Source organism: Microbulbifer maximicatervae (SeqCode) (assembly GCF_052467615.1).
In genome coordinates this window covers 1,881,335-1,900,838 of sequence record NZ_CP174319.1, presented here as the reverse complement: position 1 = coordinate 1,900,838, position 19,504 = coordinate 1,881,335, and the positions used below count along the sequence as shown (strand labels likewise).

General features: G+C 49.7%; 13 protein-coding genes and 2 tRNA genes. 4 read left to right on the top strand and 11 right to left on the bottom strand.

The features are described from left to right. From gspE to ACJJIM_RS08555, 5 genes are all read right to left on the bottom strand, one after another. Entirely contained in the window at window positions 1–1,497 is a 1,497-nt protein-coding gene (gene gspE / locus ACJJIM_RS08575; RefSeq protein WP_444912989.1) for a type II secretion system ATPase GspE, read from the bottom strand. Further along, window positions 1,494–3,509, bottom strand: a complete 2,016-nt coding sequence (gene gspD, locus ACJJIM_RS08570) for a type II secretion system secretin GspD (protein ID WP_413665693.1) — start codon at window positions 3,507–3,509, stop codon at window positions 1,494–1,496. The genes gspE and gspD overlap by 4 nt, the downstream gene beginning before the upstream one ends. A 57-nt stretch (window positions 3,510–3,566) precedes the next feature. Continuing rightward, window positions 3,567–4,262, bottom strand: a complete 696-nt coding sequence (locus ACJJIM_RS08565; RefSeq protein ID WP_413665692.1) for a type II secretion system protein N — start codon at window positions 4,260–4,262, stop codon at window positions 3,567–3,569. Window positions 4,263–4,482: 220 nt separating this feature from the next. Next, entirely contained in the window at window positions 4,483–5,412 is a 930-nt protein-coding gene (locus ACJJIM_RS08560; protein ID WP_444912988.1) for an electron transfer flavoprotein subunit alpha/FixB family protein, read from the bottom strand. Beyond that, window positions 5,412–6,161: an electron transfer flavoprotein subunit beta/FixA family protein gene (locus ACJJIM_RS08555; RefSeq protein ID WP_282932702.1), complete on the bottom strand. Its 750-nt coding sequence runs from the start codon at window positions 6,159–6,161 to the stop codon at window positions 5,412–5,414. The genes ACJJIM_RS08560 and ACJJIM_RS08555 overlap by 1 nt, the downstream gene beginning before the upstream one ends. Window positions 6,162–6,515: 354 nt before the next feature. On the opposite strand from ACJJIM_RS08555, the gene ACJJIM_RS08550 reads away from it, so the two are divergent. After that, entirely contained in the window at window positions 6,516–8,153 is a 1,638-nt protein-coding gene (locus tag ACJJIM_RS08550; RefSeq protein WP_413665690.1) for an electron transfer flavoprotein-ubiquinone oxidoreductase, read from the top strand. A 101-nt stretch (window positions 8,154–8,254) separates the two neighbouring features. Here ACJJIM_RS08550 and ACJJIM_RS08545 read toward each other — a convergent pair whose 3' ends face one another. The 5 genes from ACJJIM_RS08545 to ACJJIM_RS08525 form a co-directional block, all read right to left on the bottom strand. After that, window positions 8,255–10,975: a TonB-dependent receptor domain-containing protein gene (locus ACJJIM_RS08545; protein WP_444912987.1), complete on the bottom strand. Its 2,721-nt coding sequence runs from the start codon at window positions 10,973–10,975 to the stop codon at window positions 8,255–8,257. A 122-nt stretch (window positions 10,976–11,097) separates the two neighbouring features. Next, on the bottom strand, window positions 11,098–12,753 hold the full coding sequence (locus tag ACJJIM_RS08540) for a serine/threonine protein kinase (protein WP_444912986.1): 1,656 nt from the start codon (window positions 12,751–12,753) through the stop codon (window positions 11,098–11,100). A 592-nt stretch (window positions 12,754–13,345) separates the two neighbouring features. Then, window positions 13,346–13,900, bottom strand: a complete 555-nt coding sequence (locus tag ACJJIM_RS08535; protein ID WP_444912985.1) for a DUF1285 domain-containing protein — start codon at window positions 13,898–13,900, stop codon at window positions 13,346–13,348. Beyond that, on the bottom strand, window positions 13,893–14,579 hold the full coding sequence (locus ACJJIM_RS08530) for a TetR/AcrR family transcriptional regulator (protein ID WP_282932697.1): 687 nt from the start codon (window positions 14,577–14,579) through the stop codon (window positions 13,893–13,895). Before ACJJIM_RS08530 ends, ACJJIM_RS08535 begins: the two co-directional genes overlap by 8 nt. A 329-nt stretch (window positions 14,580–14,908) precedes the next feature. After that, window positions 14,909–15,589, bottom strand: coding sequence for a hypothetical protein (locus tag ACJJIM_RS08525; RefSeq protein ID WP_413665686.1), 681 nt, complete (start codon window positions 15,587–15,589; stop codon window positions 14,909–14,911). Between the two features lie 349 nt (window positions 15,590–15,938). Between ACJJIM_RS08525 and ACJJIM_RS08520 the strand changes: the two genes are divergently transcribed. Both ACJJIM_RS08520 and ACJJIM_RS08515 read left to right on the top strand, forming a co-directional pair. After that, window positions 15,939–16,787 carry an acyl-CoA thioesterase gene (locus ACJJIM_RS08520; RefSeq protein WP_282932695.1) on the top strand — a complete coding sequence of 283 codons (849 nt, stop codon included), beginning with the start codon at window positions 15,939–15,941 and terminating at the stop codon, window positions 16,785–16,787. A 69-nt stretch (window positions 16,788–16,856) separates the two neighbouring features. After that, window positions 16,857–16,933, top strand: a tRNA-Pro gene (locus ACJJIM_RS08515). Window positions 16,934–17,368: 435 nt separating this feature from the next. On the opposite strand, the gene ACJJIM_RS08510 is transcribed toward ACJJIM_RS08515, so the two are convergent. Beyond that, window positions 17,369–17,445: transfer RNA gene (locus tag ACJJIM_RS08510), tRNA-Pro, on the bottom strand. A 1,121-nt stretch (window positions 17,446–18,566) separates the two neighbouring features. On the opposite strand from ACJJIM_RS08510, the gene ACJJIM_RS08505 reads away from it, so the two are divergent. After that, the gene (locus ACJJIM_RS08505; protein WP_444912984.1) at window positions 18,567–19,436 is read left to right on the top strand and encodes a hypothetical protein; all 870 of its coding nucleotides are present in this window, start codon (window positions 18,567–18,569) and stop codon (window positions 19,434–19,436) included. The last annotated feature ends 68 nt before the right edge of the window (window positions 19,437–19,504 follow it).

The following is a 19,504-nucleotide window of genomic DNA, read 5'->3' as shown; positions in this document are numbered from 1 at the left end:
TCAGGACTCCTGCGTAACTCGTAGCACTTCCTCAAGGGAGGTCCTACCCGCTAGTACTTTCTCTACGCCATCGTCACGGATGCTGGGGCCAAGCTTGCGTGCTTCAGCAACCAACTTGCTCTCTGAAGCGCGATCGTGGATCAATTGGCGCATCACTTCGTTGAGCGGCACCAATTCATAGATACCGATACGACCGACATAGCCACTGTGATTACACTCTTCACAGCCATTAGGTCGATGGATGATGGCTTCCTCATCAGGCCCGACGCCCAAAACCTCACGCTCGCTGCTGTCAGCCACATGAGGTTGCTTGCATTCAGGACACAGAACTCGCACCAGGCGCTGGGCAAGAACACCAATCACGCTGGACGACAGCAGGAAGGGTTCAATTCCCATGTCCACCAGACGGGTTACCGAACCCAAAGCGGTGTTGGTGTGCAGGGTTGAAAGTACCAAGTGTCCGGTCAAACTCGCCTGGATTGCAATCTGCATAGTCTCCAGGTCTCGAATCTCACCAACCATCACTACATCCGGGTCCTGACGCAGGATCGCGCGAAGCCCTCGGGCGAAAGTCATATCAGCTTTGGTATTAACCTGAGTCTGTCCAACCCCTTCCAGGTTGTATTCCACCGGGTCCTCGACCGTCAGAATATTCTTCTCACGGTTATTGATACTACCGAGGCCAGCATACAAGGTGGTGGTTTTACCGGAGCCCGTTGGTCCGGTCACCAGGATAATGCCGTGGGGATGTCCCAACAGGTCTGTCATCACGCGCAAGTCGCGATCTGCCATCCCCAGCTTACTCAGGTCCATTTTGCCCGCTTGCTTATCCAGCAAACGCATTACCACCCGCTCACCCGCCGATGACGGCATGGTAGAGACACGTACATCTACCTCTCGGCCAGCCATCAAAAGGGAGATCCGGCCATCTTGAGGCACGCGTTTCTCGGCGATATCCAGTTTTGCCATTACTTTAATACGGGATACCAGCAATGGAGCCAGAGCGCGCCGGGGTTGCAGTACTTCACGAAGTACACCATCGACCCGGAAGCGCACGACGAGGCGCTTCTCAAAGGTTTCAATATGAATATCCGAGGCGCCCTGCTTGAGCGATTCGGCAAAAATTGCGTTGATCAATTTGACGATAGGTGCATCGTCTTCCTGTTCCAACAAGTCCTCAGTCTCAGGCAGCGAATCGGCGACCGCTGCAAGATCCAGGTCTTCACCCAGGCCTTCGACTTCGGAGAGGTTGCCACCCTCCCTGTTTTCATACAGGCGCTGCAAAGCACCCTGGAAAACATCTTCCTCTACAGCCTCCAAAGATACAGCCGCACCACTGATGCGCTGTACTTCGGCAACCGCTGATGGGCTCAGCGGCGCCACATATTGGCAGAGGGGTTTGCCTTCCTGCTCGGTTAACAGAACCTTGTGACGCTTTGCGAAAGCGTAAGGAAGGCGGCGAATTGTTGGAGTCCCTGTTCCTGTTTCAGCCGTCATTTAGCTTCTTCTACCTCCAACACCTCAACCTCAACATCCACGTCTTCTTCGACTGATTCAATGGCAGCACCATCTATAGAACCATCTACTGGCGCAGGGCTCTCGTTGTAGGTGCCTGTTGGCGGCATCAGGTCAGGTAGTACATCACCGCGGTGCCAATCCCAGATCAGGCTGGTGCGGTCTTTCAGGAATATTTGCTTCTGCTGCATATCCATGTAGCGCTTGCGCGTTTCCTCATAGCCAGCAACTTGACTACTGAGGATTCTGGGACGCAAGAACACCATCAGATTAGTTTTGCTAACACTCTTCTCAGTGTTTCTGAACAAGCGACCAATGCCGGGAATATCACCGAGGAGAGGCACTTTGGACACGGTTTCATTCACCTGATCTTCCATCAAACCACCCAGTACTAGGATCGCGCCATCATCGATCAATACTTTTGTGCGGATCTCACGCTTGCTGGTAACGATATCGGACGCACCTTCCGCTGCAGCCGTAGCAGAAGACAAAACGTTTTCAACCTTTTGCTCGATCTCGAGAGTTACCGAGTTGTTGTTATTCACACGGGGAATCACTTTAAGAGTGGTACCCACATCCTCACGCTGGATGGTGGTAAACGGATCATCGTTACTACCAGACAGCAACTGTTCACCGGTAATAAAAGGTACGTTCTGGCCCACCAAAATCTCAGCTTCTTCATTATCCAAAGCCATAATTGTTGGTGTAGAAAGGATATTGGTATTGCTCTCTGACGCTACGGCATTAATCGCAGCGCGGATATCACCGCCACTGAGGTAGCCCAGGTGCAATGCGCCAGCTCCCACCAAATCAGTCACAGGAAGTGAAAATGGGTTGGGTTCCCCATCGGAATCCGTACCTAACTGGTTATTCCAACCGGCAACAGCATTACTGCCAGAACCAGCAATCCAACTAATACCCAGTTCGCTACCTGTACCTTCAACTACCTCTACAATAATTGCCTCAATCAAAACCTGCGCTCTGCGCACGTCCAACCTGGCAATAACACCTTTCATAGTTTCAAGGAGAGCGGGAGGAGCAGTTAACACCAGTGCGTTGAGCGACTCGTTAACTTGAATGCTGACTTCGATATTCGCCGCTTGCTGGTCTTTCTCTGTGTTCTGGATGCTACCACTCATACCCTCGAGGATAGGCTTCAGATCTGCTGCATTGGCATACTGGATATAAACAACTGCGGTGTTGCCTTCGCCATCCAGCGGTGCATCGAGACGGCCTATTACCGTCTTAATCTGCTGGCGGGTAACAGGGTCTCCGGTCAGGAGAATACTATTGGAGCGTTCATCAACAGAAATACGCAGCGGTTGCACTTCCTTGCCCGCTTTGCCTCCACTTGACTGAAGCAGATCGGTAAGAACTTGCTTTACTTCCTTCGCAGAAGCAAACATCAACGGCACCACTTCAATATCAATAGCGCCGGCGCGGTCAAGTTGCTTCACCAGGCGAATAATCTGATCAATATTTGCAGCGCGGTCAGCAATAATCAGAGTGTTGGTATCAGCATAAGCAGCCAAGTGCCCAGTTTGCGGAATCAGCGGGCGCAACATAGCAATCAGCTGTGAAGCGGAAATGTTCTCAACCCTTACAGTGCGGACAACCAGGGATTCCGCGGGAGCTCGAGTGGTCTCATCTGCGACAGGTATCGCCTGCTGCTTGGCCAGCGCATCGGGAACCACTTTCCAGGTTCCGCCCTGTTCCACCAAACTAAAGCCATTGACTTGAAGCACCGACATAAATACATCAAAGGCTTCATTGTGAGTCATTGGGTCACCGGCAACTACGGTGACCTTACCCTTAACATTCGGGTGGACAATAATATTTTTGCCAGTGAAATCAGCAGCCCAATTGATCAGATCACGAATGTCTGCATTGTCGAGAGAAAGGGTAACCCGCTCCGGGCCCTGAGCCAGCGTTGCAGTACAAACAAAAAAACTCAATCCGACCGCAAGCAGCCGTCGATAAAACATCTTCATCATTATTTATCTGGCTCTAGTAAATGTTCAAAAAATCAAAACAATCTAGGTAGATAGTTTTTATTTAGGCTCACGCTGAGCACGACGCTCGCGGGCCAATTCACGCAGCTGCTCCATTCTCTCCCGAATGTTCTGCTGGTTCTCATCTCTTTGAGCAGTTCTTCTGGAGGAGCTGGAACTTGACGTTCTCTGTCTGGAACTGCTGACGCCTCTCAATGGTACGTTTGGCCTTCCGTCTACTTCTGGGTATGTCAGTTTTTCCATCCTGCCATTACGACGAAGAACCACATGGTCAACCTCAACAGAATAAAGTTCGGCGCCACCTGGAAGCCGATCACCGACATACAAACGCTTGGAGGGTTTACCTTTCTCCGACACCAGAGCACTGGCTTTGGTTTTATTGGAGCTGTCAAAAACACCGGATAAAACAATATTCAGCTGGGTCAGAGGAATATTTTCGAGGTCGACTTCAGGGACTTCTGTAGCCTTTTTAGGTTCAGCACGTCCAAAGAACGGCGTGCTGGGAAGACTGGCAGCGCTGGGGGGAGGAGCACCTCTCGGGCTTTTGCGCTCCGCGAGCAGGGATTCCTGAGGGTCGCTTGGGACCAATAGGGAGCCATAGGCAAACAAATTGCCAGACAACCACAACAGGCCAATAGCTGACGCCGCCATAGTGCCACGGGAGAGACCTTTGCTCGACTCGCCCTGGGCAAACTTATTGCCAATTGAGCCAACGGCTCGCGCTAGAGGGGACATGAACATACCCACATACAAGTTCAACTTTCTGAGGTTATTGGTTTTTGACGCCTATTTTCTTGCCTCAGCCCGGGAAAGGCAACGCTCTTTCAAGTTAAACGCCGCAAACCCTCATTTCGTCCCTTAAATTGCACACTAGTTCCGCAGGTTGTCACCAAAAAACGAAAAAAGGCGGCATGACGCCGCCTTTTTCAATGCCTGCTAGTATAGCAATCGGACATTAAAGCTTTGTTTCAAGCTCTGGTACAGCTTCAAACAGGTCAGCTACCAGACCGTAGTCAGCAACGGAGAAGATCGGTGCTTCTTCGTCTTTATTGATGGCTACGATAACTTTGGAGTCTTTCATACCTGCCAAATGCTGGATCGCGCCGGAGATACCAACGGCAATATACAGGTCAGGAGCAACGATCTTACCGGTTTGACCAACCTGCATATCGTTAGGTACGAAACCTGCATCCACAGCAGCACGGGAGGCACCAACTGCAGCACCCAGTTTGTCGGCCAGTTTGTACAGCATTTCGAAGTTTTCGCCATTCTGCATGCCGCGGCCACCAGAAATGACTACGCTCGCAGCGGTCAGCTCAGGACGGTCGGATACAGCCAGCTCTTCGCCGACAAAAGAGGAAACACCAGCGTCATCCGCGATATCTACAGACTCAACCGCTGCACTTCCACCTTCAGCCGCCACGGCGTCAAAGGCAGTGGTACGCACAGAGATTACCTTGATGGCATCGGAGCTCTGTACAGTGGCAATGACGTTACCCGCATAAATCGGGCGCTTGAAAGTATCTGCACTTTCAACAGCGACGATGTCGGAAATCGGCTGAACATCCAGCAGCGCAGCAGCGCGTGGCAGCATGTTCTTACCGGTAGTAGTGGCTGGAGCCAGGATATGACCGTAGTCTTTACCCAAGTCCGCTACCAGCTTGGCAACGTTCTCAGCCAACTGGTGCTCGTAAGCGGCATTATCTGCCAGCAGTACCTTGGAAACGCCTTCAGCTTTAGCAGCAGCTTCCGCTACAGGGCCGCAGCCAGATCCGGCAACCAATACAGCAACATCTCCACCAATAACCTTGGCAGCAGCGATGGTGTTGAGCGTAGCGCCCTTCAGTTCGGCGTTGTCGTGTTCAGCAATAACCAGAATGCTCATCAGATTACCTTCGCCTCGTTTTTCAGTTTCTCTACCAGTTCAGCAACGTCAGCAACCTTAATGCCTGCTTGACGCTCAGCCGGCGGCTCAACTTTCAGGGTTTTGGTGCGGGGAGTAATATCAACGCCCAGCTCATCCGGGGTCGTGGTATCGAGAGGCTTACGCTTTGCCTTCATGATGTTAGGCAGGGAGGCGTAACGCGGCTCATTCAGGCGCAGGTCAGTAGTAACAATGGCAGGCAGTTTCAGTTCAACAGTCTGCAGGCCGCCGTCAATTTCACGAGTTACCTTAACAGCGTCGCCTTCTACGGCAACTTCAGAGGCGAAGGTACCCTGCCCCATGCCAGTCAAAGCACCCAGCATCTGGCCGGTCTGGTTGTTATCGCCATCGATGGACTGCTTGCCCAGAATTACCATTTGAGGCTCTTCTTTCTCAACAATCGCTTTCAGGCATTTGGCTACTGCCAGAGGCTGCAGCTCAGCATCGGTCTCAACCAGGATACCGCGGTCGGCACCCAGGGCCAGTGCAGTGCGGATTTGCTCTTGGCATTGCTTGGAGCCCATGGAAACGGCGACTATCTCGCTGACAACGCCTTTTTCCTTCAAGCGCACCGCCTCTTCTACTGCGATTTCGCAGAAGGGGTTGATAGACATTTTGACGTTGGCTGTATCAACGTCAGAGCCGTCCGCCTTGGGGCGAACCTTGACGTTGTAGTCAACAACGCGTTTCACAGCTACAAGAACTTTCATGGAAATCCCGTCTCAAATATGCTTTTTAACAGCCGCGACTGATAATTCACGTCGCGAACGGATACGGTGTTCTGGTCAAACAAGTGTTTGAACGGCGTGTATGGTGGCGGTTCTATAGCGCAAAATCAATAGTCAAATGGAAGTCCCTCCTGCCATTCACAAAATCTATTTCCGGGAATAAGAACCACCTATCCACCCCCAGTAAGCCGTTGAAATACAGCGCATTTGCCATAGCAAATGAATAGTCATGCAATTGGTAGGGTTGATTAAACGCCTATATAATCCGCCAGCAATATAAATGATAAGGCCGGATTGGCCGCAAAAAAGTTGAATACAACTGCTGAGGAGAGTGCCGTGGAACGCGAATCAATGGAATACGATGTAGTGATCGTGGGTGCCGGCCCCGCTGGATTGGCCGCGGCCTGTCGTATTCGTCAGCTCAATGAAGACGTCTCTGTGTGTGTCGTGGAGAAAGGCTCAGAAGTAGGAGCTCACATCCTATCCGGTGCTGTATTTGAGCCCACCGCCCTGAATGAACTCTTCCCCGACTGGAAAGAACGTGGAGCCCCCCTCAATACTGAGGTAAAAGGCGACGACATCTACGTCCTGCGCAGCGAAGAGAACTCTATAAAAGTCCCCAACATGTTTGTGCCCAGCACCATGCACAACGAGGGCAACTACATTATCAGTCTCGGCAACCTGTGCCGTTGGCTGGCAGAACAAGCCGAAAGCCTGGGAGTGGAAATCTTCCCTGGCTTCGCCGCTGCCGAAATTTTGTACAATGAAGATGGCTCTGTAAAAGGTATCGCTACTGGCGATATGGGCATCGGCATGAACGGAGAGCAGAAAGACTCTTACATGCCGGGCATGGAGCTGCATGCCAAATACACTCTCTTCGCTGAAGGTTGTCGCGGTCACCTGGGCAAGCAGCTGATCGAACGCTTTAAGCTAGACGAAGATGCCGACCCACAACACTACGGCATCGGTATTAAAGAGATTTGGAAAGTCCCTGCGGACAAACACCAGCAAGGCCTGGTTGTTCACACTGCTGGCTGGCCGCTGGAACAAAGCTCCACCCACGGTGGCGGCTTCCTTTACCACCTCGAAGACAACCAGGTTGTTGTCGGCTTGATTACTGACCTCGCCTATAGCAACCCCCATGTGAGTCCATTTGACGAGTTCCAGCGCTACAAGCACCATCCGGTAATCAAGCAGTACCTGGAAGGTGGCGAGCGCGTCGCCTACGGTGCCCGCGCCATAGTAAAAGGTGGCCTTCAATCTCAACCGAAAATGACCTTCCCTGGCGGCCTGTTGATCGGTGATAACGCCGGCACCCTGAACTTTGCCAAGATCAAGGGCAATCACACCGCGATGAAATCCGGCATGATCGCGGCTGAGTCTGTAGTTGAAGCCCTCGCTGCTGAGCGCAACAGCGAAGAGCTGACCGACTACACCACCAAGTATCGCGATAGCTGGGCCTGGAAAGAGCTGCACATGCAGCGCAACTTCGGCCCTGCCCAGCACAAATGGGGCAACATTCTGGGATCTGCCTATGCATTTGTGGATATCAATATCTTTAAAGGCAAGCTTCCCTGGACCCTGCGCGACACCAAGGCTGACCACGCCCAGCTCAAGCCTGCTGCTGACTGCGCAAAGATTGACTATCCGAAGCCCGACGGCGTACTCAGTTTTGACAAGCTATCTTCCGTGTTTATTTCCAATACTAACCACGAAGAAGACCAGCCTTGCCACCTGACCCTGAAGGACCCAGAAGTTCCGCTGAGTCACAACCTGCCGATTTACGATGAACCCGCGCAGCGCTACTGCCCTGCCGGTGTTTATGAGGTTATTGAAGACACCAACGGTAAGCGCTTCCAGATCAACGCTCAAAACTGCGTACACTGTAAGACCTGTGACATTAAGGACCCAACCCAAAATATTGTTTGGGTAACCCCTGAAGGTGCCGGCGGCCCCAATTATCCAAATATGTAATTGGGTCTACACATAAAAAATGGCGCCGATGGCGCCATTTTTTATTGCTTGAGAACGCATATTTTCGTGCACTTAATCCAAGGCAAAGCCAGCTGACCTCCCTAAAATTTGTACTGCGCGCTCAATGCGAAAGTCTGCCCAACCTCCTCTTCAAAAACGGTGACACCCTGCCTCTCAATTTCAATGGCTTCCCCCAAAAGGTTCTGCACTTTCGCCTTCACCGTCACCTCATCAGTTGGATACCAGAAGTAAGTCAAATCCAGAGAGTGGAATGGCTGCTCAAATGAATCGGGATGAGGATCTCGCCCCGCTTTGTAAAGGCGCTCACCAAATACGTTGTAAACCAAGCTGGCAGAATGGTTCCCGTCCGGGCTATCAAATCCGAGCAGCATATTAACCACATAATCAGAAGCCCCTGTCATTTCGCGAACTGCATTAGTCGGTGCATCAGCCTCATCACCGGCAACAATTTCAGAGTCTTGAAGTGTAATATTGCCCTGCAGGAAGAAGCTATCCATTGGGTCAGAGATAAAGCCAAGGCTTTTCATACCCTCTATTTCTATACCGGTAATCTCACCAGACTCAGCATTTATAATCTCTCGCGCAATATTGTCATCACTTGAGGCAGCTTCAAAAAACTCAATAGGATTAACAATATCCTTATAGAAAGCCGAAATAGTCAGGCTATCGCCGCTATCAAAAAACCACTCTGCGCGAATATCGTAGTTGTCGATCTCCGACGGCCGAACACTCGAATTCCCCCTGATCTGATCATCAGTGTGCGGATCTATATAAATAGCGTCGGTAATTTCACGCAAGTCGGGCCGAACAGCGGTCTTGGATGCACCGAATCTCAACTGGAATGTCTCCGCCCAAAATGACCCCATATAGGTCAAGGATAATGAAGGATAAATATCATCATCCGTATATACCGCTTCAGCCAACTCCTCGGGGTCATTCGTAATCTGTGGTTCACTTTGCGAGAAACTATAGGGGTTCCACTCTAAAGCAGCTTGACTATAGTCCTCCCATCGGGCCCCAACTGAAATACGCCAGGTTTCCTCAAGAGTCCAATCGAATTTACCGTAGATCGCATCTGTCGAAGTAGCGGCCAAATAACTTTGCTTGTTACTACCAGACTTGGCAAAAACAAAATTATTGTCATCATCGGTAATATTGGTATCACTGAACACATCACCCAGAGGGTCATCAAGAATTTCGCTATCAGCAACACTGAAGATATCCAATCCGAACTCAGTTTGCTTATAGGAGCGACCTTTCTCAATCCGAGCAAATCCTCCACTCAACTCCAGCGTGGACGAGGAAAATTCAACAGGCAATGTTGCAGACCAACCGTAGTTTCGAACCTCATCCTCCAGCTCAGTAAATCGGAAGCTAGCGCTCCGCGAAGCAATATCCACTGTTGAACTGAGAACTTCACCTGTTTCCGGATCGGTTTCGGTACTCGCAATAACCTCAACCTGATTGGGAATGTCAGTCATCGCTGTCGCATCGGAATAAAACCAGTCAACCACCAATTCCTCAGGAATCCAGCTTAACAAACCAATAGGCAGCAGCCCCTTAGTTTCCGGGCCAAGGGAATGGCTCCCTTTTAGCTGGTGAAGCTCCAACTCCCGCTCTTCATATTTCAGTTCGTAGTTTCTGAATCCAGTGCCGTCAGATAACAAGCGATTTGAATTAAAATAGTCGCGGATAGAGGTTTCATCATCCGTATTCCTTAAGAACAGGCTGGTACTTTCAACCGCATGTTCATCCGAAAAACGCAAGCCCAGGTTTAAGTTTCCACTGATATCCACGGAATAAGTAGACTCATCTCGATGATCAATCTGCTCTTGCGGATTACCGTAATCACGAATAACTCGCTCACTCTCCCTCCACTTACTTTTGTAAGAGCCTCCAGCCAGAAAACCAAGCTCCCAATCATCCCCAAAGTAGAAGCGGTTCCCCACGCTAGCCTTATAATCTTGATCGGGATCAGTAGACGCCTTTGTGATTGAAATATCACGGTTCAAGCCCAGGGCCAATTCCCTGTTTATTGCTTGCGCTGCTTCATATGCCTCTTGATTGCTGGAATACTCATTGCCTTCTGCAATCAGGGCGTCACGAATACCTGCAACCGTGAGATCTCCTTTAAAGCGTTGCAGGGCTGCAGAAATTTCCCCAGACATAGCCCGGGTTCCATCATCGGTGCCCCAAATATCATCATCTCCACCGCTATAGCTGAGCGCATCCCCACTAACTTCACTGTTGCTACCTGTACCAATTTCGACAGAGTAAGTCAGATCATCAGGTATCCCCTTAGTTCGGATGTCAACATTGCCACCACCAAACGAGGCAGACTTATCTACCGAGTAGCTCTTCTGTACCGCCAGCGATTCCACGATAGAGGTTGGAAATAGATCTAGTGGGATAACATTTCTGGTCAGATCCGGGGATGGCACCGTCGAACCATTGAGAGTTGTACTTGAATATCGCTCACCCAAGCCCCTTACGTAAACGAACTTGTCACTTATCAGGGATAATCCAGATACTCGTCGCAGCGCTGCGGCAACGGTAGAGTCCCCCACCCTGCTGATCATCTCAGCCCCGAGGATATCCGTAACTACCTCTTCCTCCAGGCGCTCGCTAATTAGGACTTCAGCTGAGTCTCTAAGGCGTCCATGGACAATAACCTCTTCAACTTCAGGTGTAGAGTTTTCAACCAGCTCTGCATCTTGTGCAGTCGCAACGGAAGCAAATGTCGAGCCCGCAGCTATCGCTAAAACAAGCGGCGCCCTTTGAAATTTTTCATACTTAGCCATCGAACCGGCCTCTTTTCGTTCCAAAGAATCGCGGTCTGAAATCAAAGAAGGCGCCGACTCCATCAGCGAAGGCGGCGCCTTAAATGATCGGGAGCTGTATCCCAGACCGCTACCTCAAGCTATTACTCAAACCACAGAGGTTGAGCGCGGTCACCTTGATGCAGGCCATAGGTCCAACCTTTAGTCCAGTCGGTACCATCCTGCTCAAGCGCTCCCAAATAGGCGCGACCCAGCTCGGCAGAAACTGTCGGTGCAATGCCATCTATCATTTGAGCAGATTCGTCAACGGTAAATATCGCAGGAGAACCGCCGAGCAAAACAAAGTCTGTATCGGCGTCAGAGGTTGGGTTAACTTCACCGGAGATGGAGGCAAATTGATTGCCCCCATCTACAGCCCAAGTCTCCACATCAAAACTATCTTCATCGGTTTTAGTTCGATCTTCACAAGCAAAAATATTAGAAGTCAGGGCCACCTCGGTGCCTGCAGATGCTTCATCCCGTGTCTGAGAGCTTTCAACACGTAGGCAGTAGTTATCCCCGGCCTCTCCGGTCTCATCAGCGAAGAAGGAAGCAACAATTATGGAGTTGGTGATCATCGGGTAAATTCCCTCACGCAGACGCCAACCTGCGCCTGGATCATGGGTACCCTCTTCTTGAGCGGAAATAATGCAAGTCAGGCCGTCAATTACCGGTCGACTATTTAACCCCTGGCCAATCAACGAGGAGTAGTCAGTAGCATCGCTGTAGGATCCAATTCCATCGGCCTCAATACAGTGATTGCCGTCGGTCTCACTTTGAATCACCAACGCATTGGTAATACTTCCGCGATAACCTTCATCGATATCAATAGAGTCATCGCGAACATACAGCGCAACATAGTTTTCTACGTCTACGGCACCGCCGAAGAATTCGATACCGTCATCATAAGTGGAGTAAGTTTGAAGGTTGCGAATGGTTGTTCCATTACCCACGGCGTCAAATGCAATTCCGTTCAACTCATCACCACTGGCAACTTCAGCACCCGTGTGCTTTACAACAACATAAGAAAGCTCGCCAGAGCTGTCGGCATTATTGTCTCCACCGTAATAGGAGGTGTTGTCATCGGTGGAACCTTCAGCAGCTACGTGACACTCACCAGCAAGGGCTAGATTGCCGCCATCAATAGAGCCTGTGTACTGGCACTTATTGGTTACACCAAAGCCATTTATAACCATCCCCCCCCACTGTGAAACGTCTTCGGGACCTACAGTGCCGAGGACATCAGTCTCTGAGGTGAAGGTGATTGGTGAAGTTTCAGTACCGCGAGCAAATACTTGTGATCCACGGTTTACAACCATAAATGCTGAATTATCTTTAAAAGCGATAGTGGCGCCCGCTTGAATTTCCAGCTTAACGCCATCACCGCCCTCAGAAATCCCTGCTGCAGTCAGGTCAGAGTCGCTGGAATAACTTTCACCAACAAACAGACTGCCACTAAAGATATGAGCCCCATCGTTATCCAGCGCAGCCAAATACAAATCTTCAGTCAAGGGGTTTGCTGCAGAAACAAAGTCAGCAGTGTAATAGCAGTTACTATCGCTATATTCACCTTGTACACTAGAACTTTCTATAGTTGCACATGGATTCTCATCTGAAGAATCACCACCTGGATTGGTGATAGAATTATCCACCGAGTTATCTACTGTTTCCGGCTCGATACTCACACCGCCACCGTCACAACCCGCTAATAGCGCAGCAATCGCAGCTGCCAGTAAGAGCTTATTCTGTACTCGCTTCATGTTTCCCCCTATAGGAATTTCAATCCAAAACTTTAATTGCTTCAACTCCGCCATTTTTAAAAAAAATAAATGACAACAACCAAGCAAATAAAAACTATATTTTTTTGTTTCGCCGTAGCGATTTGGACGGAGGGAAGTTTAGAAATGCACTGTTGCGGATTTGTTACTTATTTAGATATTTCCGTAAATTATCGAATTAATATTCTATTCCTTTCAGAACAAATACACTTATATTTCCATAAGATTTCAAACACTATTTTTTTAATAGAAATGAAATACAGCAACACCACAAATAAATAGTACGGACATGTATATTCCCGGGCTATTTTCCGGATTCAAGCAAGCACCGGCACAGTCAAGTATAAATTCCACAGCGGTAATCAAAATACAGAAGCGATAGTGGCATCCACTAAACAGTTTGACACCAAAGATATAAATAAGGAAAGTTCGTCGAGAAAGTAAAGTCAGGAGCTATAGGGTCAAGCAAGTACTTTCTAAACTCGAACAGTGAGGAGCAAGGCTATGAATTAAAGCCCCAGCTACAAATCAGCGCTGAGGCGCGAGGAATCCGCCAGCAGGAACCGGGAGCTGTCTAATTGCAAGAACCCAGCAGGAAATCTTTTCCGTCACTTTGCACAAAAAGCTTATCGGTATCGCGACCCCCTTCAAGCGCCCAGTCTACCAACTGGTAAAAAACATCACGGGAAACGCGAGCCTGTAACCCCCCTCGAATCTCCAGGTAGGGGATTGGCTGCGGCGGAGCACCAAAGTCTCTCAGTTGCCACTGCCCCTCTTCCGACAGCTCAACAACGTCGCCCACATTTGTGGTGAAAAGTAGCTGTTGATGAGTACTTCCGGGGTTGCGGGCCACCTGAGTGATTACAAATGGAACATCCTCCACTGTGATTCGCAGCTTTTCGACAGGGGTGACAAGGAAGTATTCATCCCCCTCACGCTTCAAAATGCTGGCAAACAATTTCACAAGAGGGTGACGACGAATCTCTGTTCCCTCGTGGATCCAACGGCCATCAGATTTGATGACCATATCCATGTCCCCACAAAGCTCTGGGTTCCACCTTTCTACAGGTGGATGCCCATGAAATTCAGCCTGTAATTTTTGCAGCTGCTGGAACAGGGGCTCAGCCAAGGGCGGACCCCGCAGAATCGCTGTGATGGCTTGTCTGGCTTCCCTCTGGCGTTTTGCGAGAGGACATATCACCGATATGCACACCCACATCCATAATAAACTCCATCAAACCTTCCCTGTCCTCTATTACATTGGCAAAAGACTTGGAGTGATAAAGCTCTACCGCCCCTTGCACAAGCGCCCAGTATGTTGAGTAATAGAAGTATGCAGGAACGTTCTTCAGCATGCCCTGCTCCATACGGCGCTCAAAGACCCGATTGAGAGAGGTGGCATTGGAATTACGAATATTGTGGAGCTCCGCAATCATTTCTGGAGCCAGGTTCAACGCGATAATCTTCTCCTCCAGGCGCTGGAAGAGTCTATCTTTGCCAGGATCGGCCATACGAGATTCAAAATAGGCGCGGGCTGGAGCGGTGATATCACCTTGCTCGGCCAGGGCTACAGCGGTCTTGAGACGTTCAGCGAGGGATTTTTCATAATCCATCAGCAAACGCATGTAGATTTCTGTCTTGGAAATGAAGTGCTTGTAAATCGTGCCCTTACCGATATCCACACGCTCGGCAATCTGTTCGACCGTGACTTTCTCTTCACCGTGCTCCAACAGAAGCTCCAGAGCCGCATCCAGGATACGCTGCTCCCGCGCGCGGAACCGCTGAACCTTCTCTTTTGCCTTATCCATACTTCCGACCTTCTTTGCCCGTAAAAATGGGGACTGAAATTGACTATTCATTCATGAATGATAGGCAATTCAAGTCGGTTGGAAAAGTAAATCGGGGAATTAGACTGCCTAATATTAAAAATATTAGGCCATTTTGCTCAAAATTCACCCAAAATGAGCCAATTTTAAGCTGAGAGCAGACCTTTTATTTTAGCATGTGGTGACGCTTGGCGAGCCCAAGCATTGCACATAACACAGAAAATTCGACGATTGAGTGATTGCGGGGTAGTCCATTACCCCAATACTTCCGAATGAAATCAAGAACTACACCAGAACACAAGAAGCCACTATTAAACGGACTTCAGCTTTAGCTCCAACAGAGGCGCGACTACATCGTTGTCCTGCGTGCGTATCCAGAGCATTTCCTCCTCTGAGTAGAGCTCTGCAACAATCGCATTCGCTAATTCACAATCATGAGAAATCAAATGCTGCGCCAACCACTCTGCAGCAAAGGTACGTTTTTTACCGAGCGTACCCTGTGAACGCTTGTACAGGTTTTTTACTGCCTTGCGCGCATATTCCACTGAGGCAATTCCCGGAGTCGCTTCAACCATCTTGCGATGCAACTTTTTGCTTTTCTGTTCGATGATATAAGGAAGCACTTGGCCAGAAACATAGTCGTGGGCGACCGATCCTTTACAAGGACAGCTATACGACTTCCTGTTTTCGTAGATTTTTTTCAGAGCATTGAGGTGATTATTGGTTTTGTATGCGGATCGGGCCGCCAAACCAGCGTAACCAATGGATAATGCTGTTCCAGCAACAACCAAACCAATACCCGTCGCAGAAGTCGCAGCCGCTGCACCGGTAGCCAGGCCGGTTAGTGTGGCACCCGTAGCCGTCTGTGCACCCCACACCCCATAATAAGCAGCAGAGCCAACCCCTCCAGCCACAGCCTTTGCGGTACGGTGCCGACTGACAACCTTGCCGAAGTTCAGTGGTGGACGTATATCAATATTGTTGTGTGGCACCTGTGGTATCTCCTACTTCTCTTATTCAATCTTTGTTGGATAGCTGCAAACAAATTAGTCCAACTGTCCCAACAACTATTGGCGCTTTATACCACAGAAATAAGTAAGAATTCGACAAGTCGCAATAGTCAATAGCACAGAGTTTCAACTTGACTGAGAAAATCAGTAGCTAGTGTATGGAAAAGAGCTGGACAGCTATACGAGGTGGCACCTGTGACCAAAATGGGCCTAACGTTCAAAATATGAATGGGGTTAAAGGGATTTGCTGTTATTATCCTTTTGATTAAGAGCGCAAAGCTCCCCATCTGCAAACTCTGTTAAGTGGAATAGGTAACGGGCAAAATCCCTTATGTTGGAAAAATTAGGTAAGTTATTGGATGTTGAAGAGCTGGATCGAAATCTCTTCCGCAGTCGTCATCACGTTGAAAATTATCGTAAAGTGCTTTTTGGCGGGCAAGTTCTGGGCCAAGCACTGATGGCAGCAACTCGTACCGTTGAGCATCGCCTACCCCACTCCCTGCACGCCTACTTCCTCCGCCCAGGCTCTAGTGAGCTGCCGGTGATCTACGAAGTAGACCCAATCCGCGATGGCGGTAGCTTTACCACTCGTCGCGTAGTCGCCAAGCAGCGCGGGCGCGCGATCTTCAATATGTCCGCCTCCTTCCAAATTCGGGAACCCGGATTTGACCACCAGGCCGACCTGCCTTGTGTCGAGATTCCCTCTCCTGAGAGCCTGAAAAACACCCAGGAGCTGGCCCTGGAAGCTGGATTGGTTAGCCCGCAGTACGATCAGCGGCGCTATATGATCGATTTTCGTCCGGTAGACCCGCAAAGCTACTTTGGCGCTGAAACCCGCGAAGCCAAATGCATGTTCTGGCTGCGGGCAGAGGGCGAGATGTCGGACGACCCGATGGAGCACCGAGCAGCACTTTGCTATGCATCCGATATGGGACTCCTGGGTACCTCCCTACAGCCGCACGACATATCCTTATTCGACCCCCAATTGATGCCCGCGAGCGTTGACCACGCGATGTGGTTCCACCGCGATTTCCGCCTGGATCAATGGCTTCTCTATGTAACGGATAGCCCTTCGGCAACCGGTGCCAGAGGCTTTACCCGCGGCCAGATTTTCACCCGCGACGGAACGCTGGTAGCGTCTACCTGCCAAGAGGGACTGATTCGACAAATAAAAAATTAAATCAGTGGTTTACAGCAGAAAAATTGCTGCTATAGTGCCGCCCCTTCGCAAATGATGCGAAACAAAAAACGGTGAGTAGCGCAGCCTGGTAGCGCACTTCGTTCGGGACGAAGGGGTCGGAGGTTCGAATCCTCTCTCACCGACCAGATTTTCAAAGCCCGCTTTTAGCGGGCTTTTTTGTGCCTGAACTCTTTAGCTTGAGCTGACGATAAGCCGTTCAGATTGCCCCTTACTTTCCCTCAGCACATCGCACCTGGAAAAAGTGCAAGCAACTCCTACTTGTACCTTGTTGGGGGCCCACCTTAGACCACTTGCTATTCAACTTCGTCAAATCAGGGGCTAATGCGGAAGCAAACTACAAAATTCAGATGCGATGGGGACAAATAAAGAATGGGTTTCAGAAATACCGACGAGGCTTTGAGTATGGCTGACTTAACTATTTATACCGATAAACAACCAAGAGACTACACCCTCAAGGCAGCTGTGTAATTACCCATGTAAACCTTTAGAGTAAAAGCTCTGCCAGGAATGAAATCATAAACACAAAAAAGCCCGCTAAAAGCGGGCTTTTTCTTTTTATATGGTCGGTGAGAGAGGATTCGAACCTCCGACCCCTTCGTCCCGAACGAAGTGCGCTACCAGGCTGCGCTACTCACCGAGGCCGCGAATACTACTCATCCATTTTTCAAAGATCAAGTAATTTTTGGCGCGAATGTCATCATAGGTCATTTTGCCGACACAACTGGTCTTTGAGTTGTCCTCAAAGGCAGTCTAATCCGCATTATAGCTGGACCTCCCCGGCTCCAAGCGCCTCTTTCTACATTGGAGATTCAAGCTTTACGGTTGCTAGTAATTGCCCCAATCTCCGACACATCCATGTAGTCTGCCAACTAACAACCAATCCCTTGTTCTCCCTGGGGTCGAACACTTTCCACCAATCTACCCACTCTCTGAAACCCTCTTCACGTATACGACAAACTATGGTCGCCAAAAAAATACCGATATTACTTCTATCCACTTCTTGTATTTACGCATCTTCAACGACTATCAAGTACTTTTAGTTTTGAGAGCACACGTATAAACAAATGCAAAGCTCTCCACAGAGGATGCAAGAGTTTGGAGCAGAAAAAACCAAGAAGGGCATACAGCGCGAGGCAATAGCAAATTACATTGAAAAGCTGCTAGATATCGTTTTTTGATATTTTGAGTAAGTAGACCTTTACATAAAAGCGAACTGACAAGCTCGTTAAGCTGCTTTTCCAAGACATCGATATAAACAGTTACCTTTAAATTCCAGTTCGCTATTTACGGATATTTCTACAAGTGCCGCTATTTTTCACCGGGCACCCGAGGGGATTTTCCCCGAGCCCTAACACCAACACAAGGGAGCAGCACCCTGCACGCCACAAGAATATTAACCACTCATTTAAGTAGCAAATCCCGAGTAAGACTTTATTTTTTAAAAAATATTCCTTTTGGGAAAATTACAGAATTTTAAGAAAAATGGTGACTACAATTGCGCCCCCATTACCTTTTTGTTTCCCGCTCCATTTTTTTTCAAACTTTCCCTGTGCTTCTGAAAAGCTTCTCTATACTCAGATCAGCCGGCTGAGTGTCCGTCGCAAGATGCAACAACTCGAAAGCTCATTACCGATTTATTATCAGCAGGCTGATCCTAAAAACGGGGCTCTATCAAGCTCCAAAATTCTCACCCGTAAACCATGAAATAACCTGGGCGATAGCCCCCTATCGTCATTGGTCTACTCGAGGAGTACGTTCATGTACCAACCATATGCATATGCTCAAGGGATCTTTGGACAACCACAAAACTATGCCGTACCTCCGATTAATCCGGTCGTCGGACTCACTCCCCCCCAGCCATACCTACCGCTTCAACAGTTAGCACCACAAGGATTGCTGGGAGAGTTTATTAGCCGTGCAGCCCCGGTAGTTGGTGGCATTGTCGGTGGACCACAAGGTCAATTGATCAATGCACTCGGCGGATTGGCCCAAGTACTGCCCTTCCAGGCCGCACCGCAGCTTCCACAACAGTTAGCGCCCCACATTCCTCAGCAGCTTGCTCCACAAATTCCACCTCAGTTCGCTCATCAGTTTGCCCCCCAAAACTATCTCAGCGAATTGATAAACCGCGCGGCCCCAGTTTTGGCCAATTACATCAATAACCCTCAGGCACAGCTAATCAATGCAGCCGCCCAACTAGGGCAGCTCTTACCCTATCAAGCCGCTCCGCAACTGCCACCGCAAGGTCTCCTCGGTGAGTTGATTAGTCGTGCCGCACCTGCTCTTGGCAACTACATTGGCGTACCTCAACAAGGTCAACTCCTTAACAACTTGGCGCGCCTCAACCACCTGCTGCCCTACCAGGCCGCACCGCAATTCACGCCACACCTCGTTCCTCAGACCTACATCGGCCAACCGGTAAATCAACTGGCACCTGTGGCTCCGGAGCAGTATGGATCGGTTCCCCCGCAGGCTTTTGCACCACTGAGCCAACCGGTGCCATTCCAGGCTTTCCCGCAACCACCTCAGCAACCCCTCCAGAATTTGAGTGGCATCGGGCAGCCACTGCCCTATCAGGCAATGCCGCAACCCAACTCAGCCTTTCAGCAACAGGCTTATCTGCACTAAAAATGCAAAAAAAGGGGCTTCACGCCCCTTTTCCTGGGGGTGGGTTCGACCCTGCCCTATTTTGGATG

Excerpts from the sequence above, each read along its gene's own strand:
- gspD (WP_413665693.1), bottom strand. The coding sequence starts at position 3,509 with ATGATGAAGATGTTTTATCGACGGCTGCTTGCGGTCGGATTGAGTTTT.
- gspE (WP_444912989.1), bottom strand. The coding sequence starts at position 1,497 with ATGACGGCTGAAACAGGAACAGGGACTCCAACAATTCGCCGCCTTCCT.
- ACJJIM_RS08545 (WP_444912987.1), bottom strand. The coding sequence starts at position 10,975 with ATGGCTAAGTATGAAAAATTTCAAAGGGCGCCGCTTGTTTTAGCGATA.
- ACJJIM_RS08520 (WP_282932695.1), top strand. The coding sequence starts at position 15,939 with ATGTTGGAAAAATTAGGTAAGTTATTGGATGTTGAAGAGCTGGATCGA.
- ACJJIM_RS08560 (WP_444912988.1), bottom strand. The coding sequence starts at position 5,412 with ATGAGCATTCTGGTTATTGCTGAACACGACAACGCCGAACTGAAGGGC.
- ACJJIM_RS08505 (WP_444912984.1), top strand. The coding sequence starts at position 18,567 with ATGTACCAACCATATGCATATGCTCAAGGGATCTTTGGACAACCACAA.
- ACJJIM_RS08540 (WP_444912986.1), bottom strand. The coding sequence starts at position 12,753 with ATGAAGCGAGTACAGAATAAGCTCTTACTGGCAGCTGCGATTGCTGCG.
- ACJJIM_RS08555 (WP_282932702.1), bottom strand. The coding sequence starts at position 6,161 with ATGAAAGTTCTTGTAGCTGTGAAACGCGTTGTTGACTACAACGTCAAG.
- ACJJIM_RS08530 (WP_282932697.1), bottom strand. The coding sequence starts at position 14,579 with ATGGATAAGGCAAAAGAGAAGGTTCAGCGGTTCCGCGCGCGGGAGCAG.
- ACJJIM_RS08565 (WP_413665692.1), bottom strand. The coding sequence starts at position 4,262 with ATGTCCCCTCTAGCGCGAGCCGTTGGCTCAATTGGCAATAAGTTTGCC.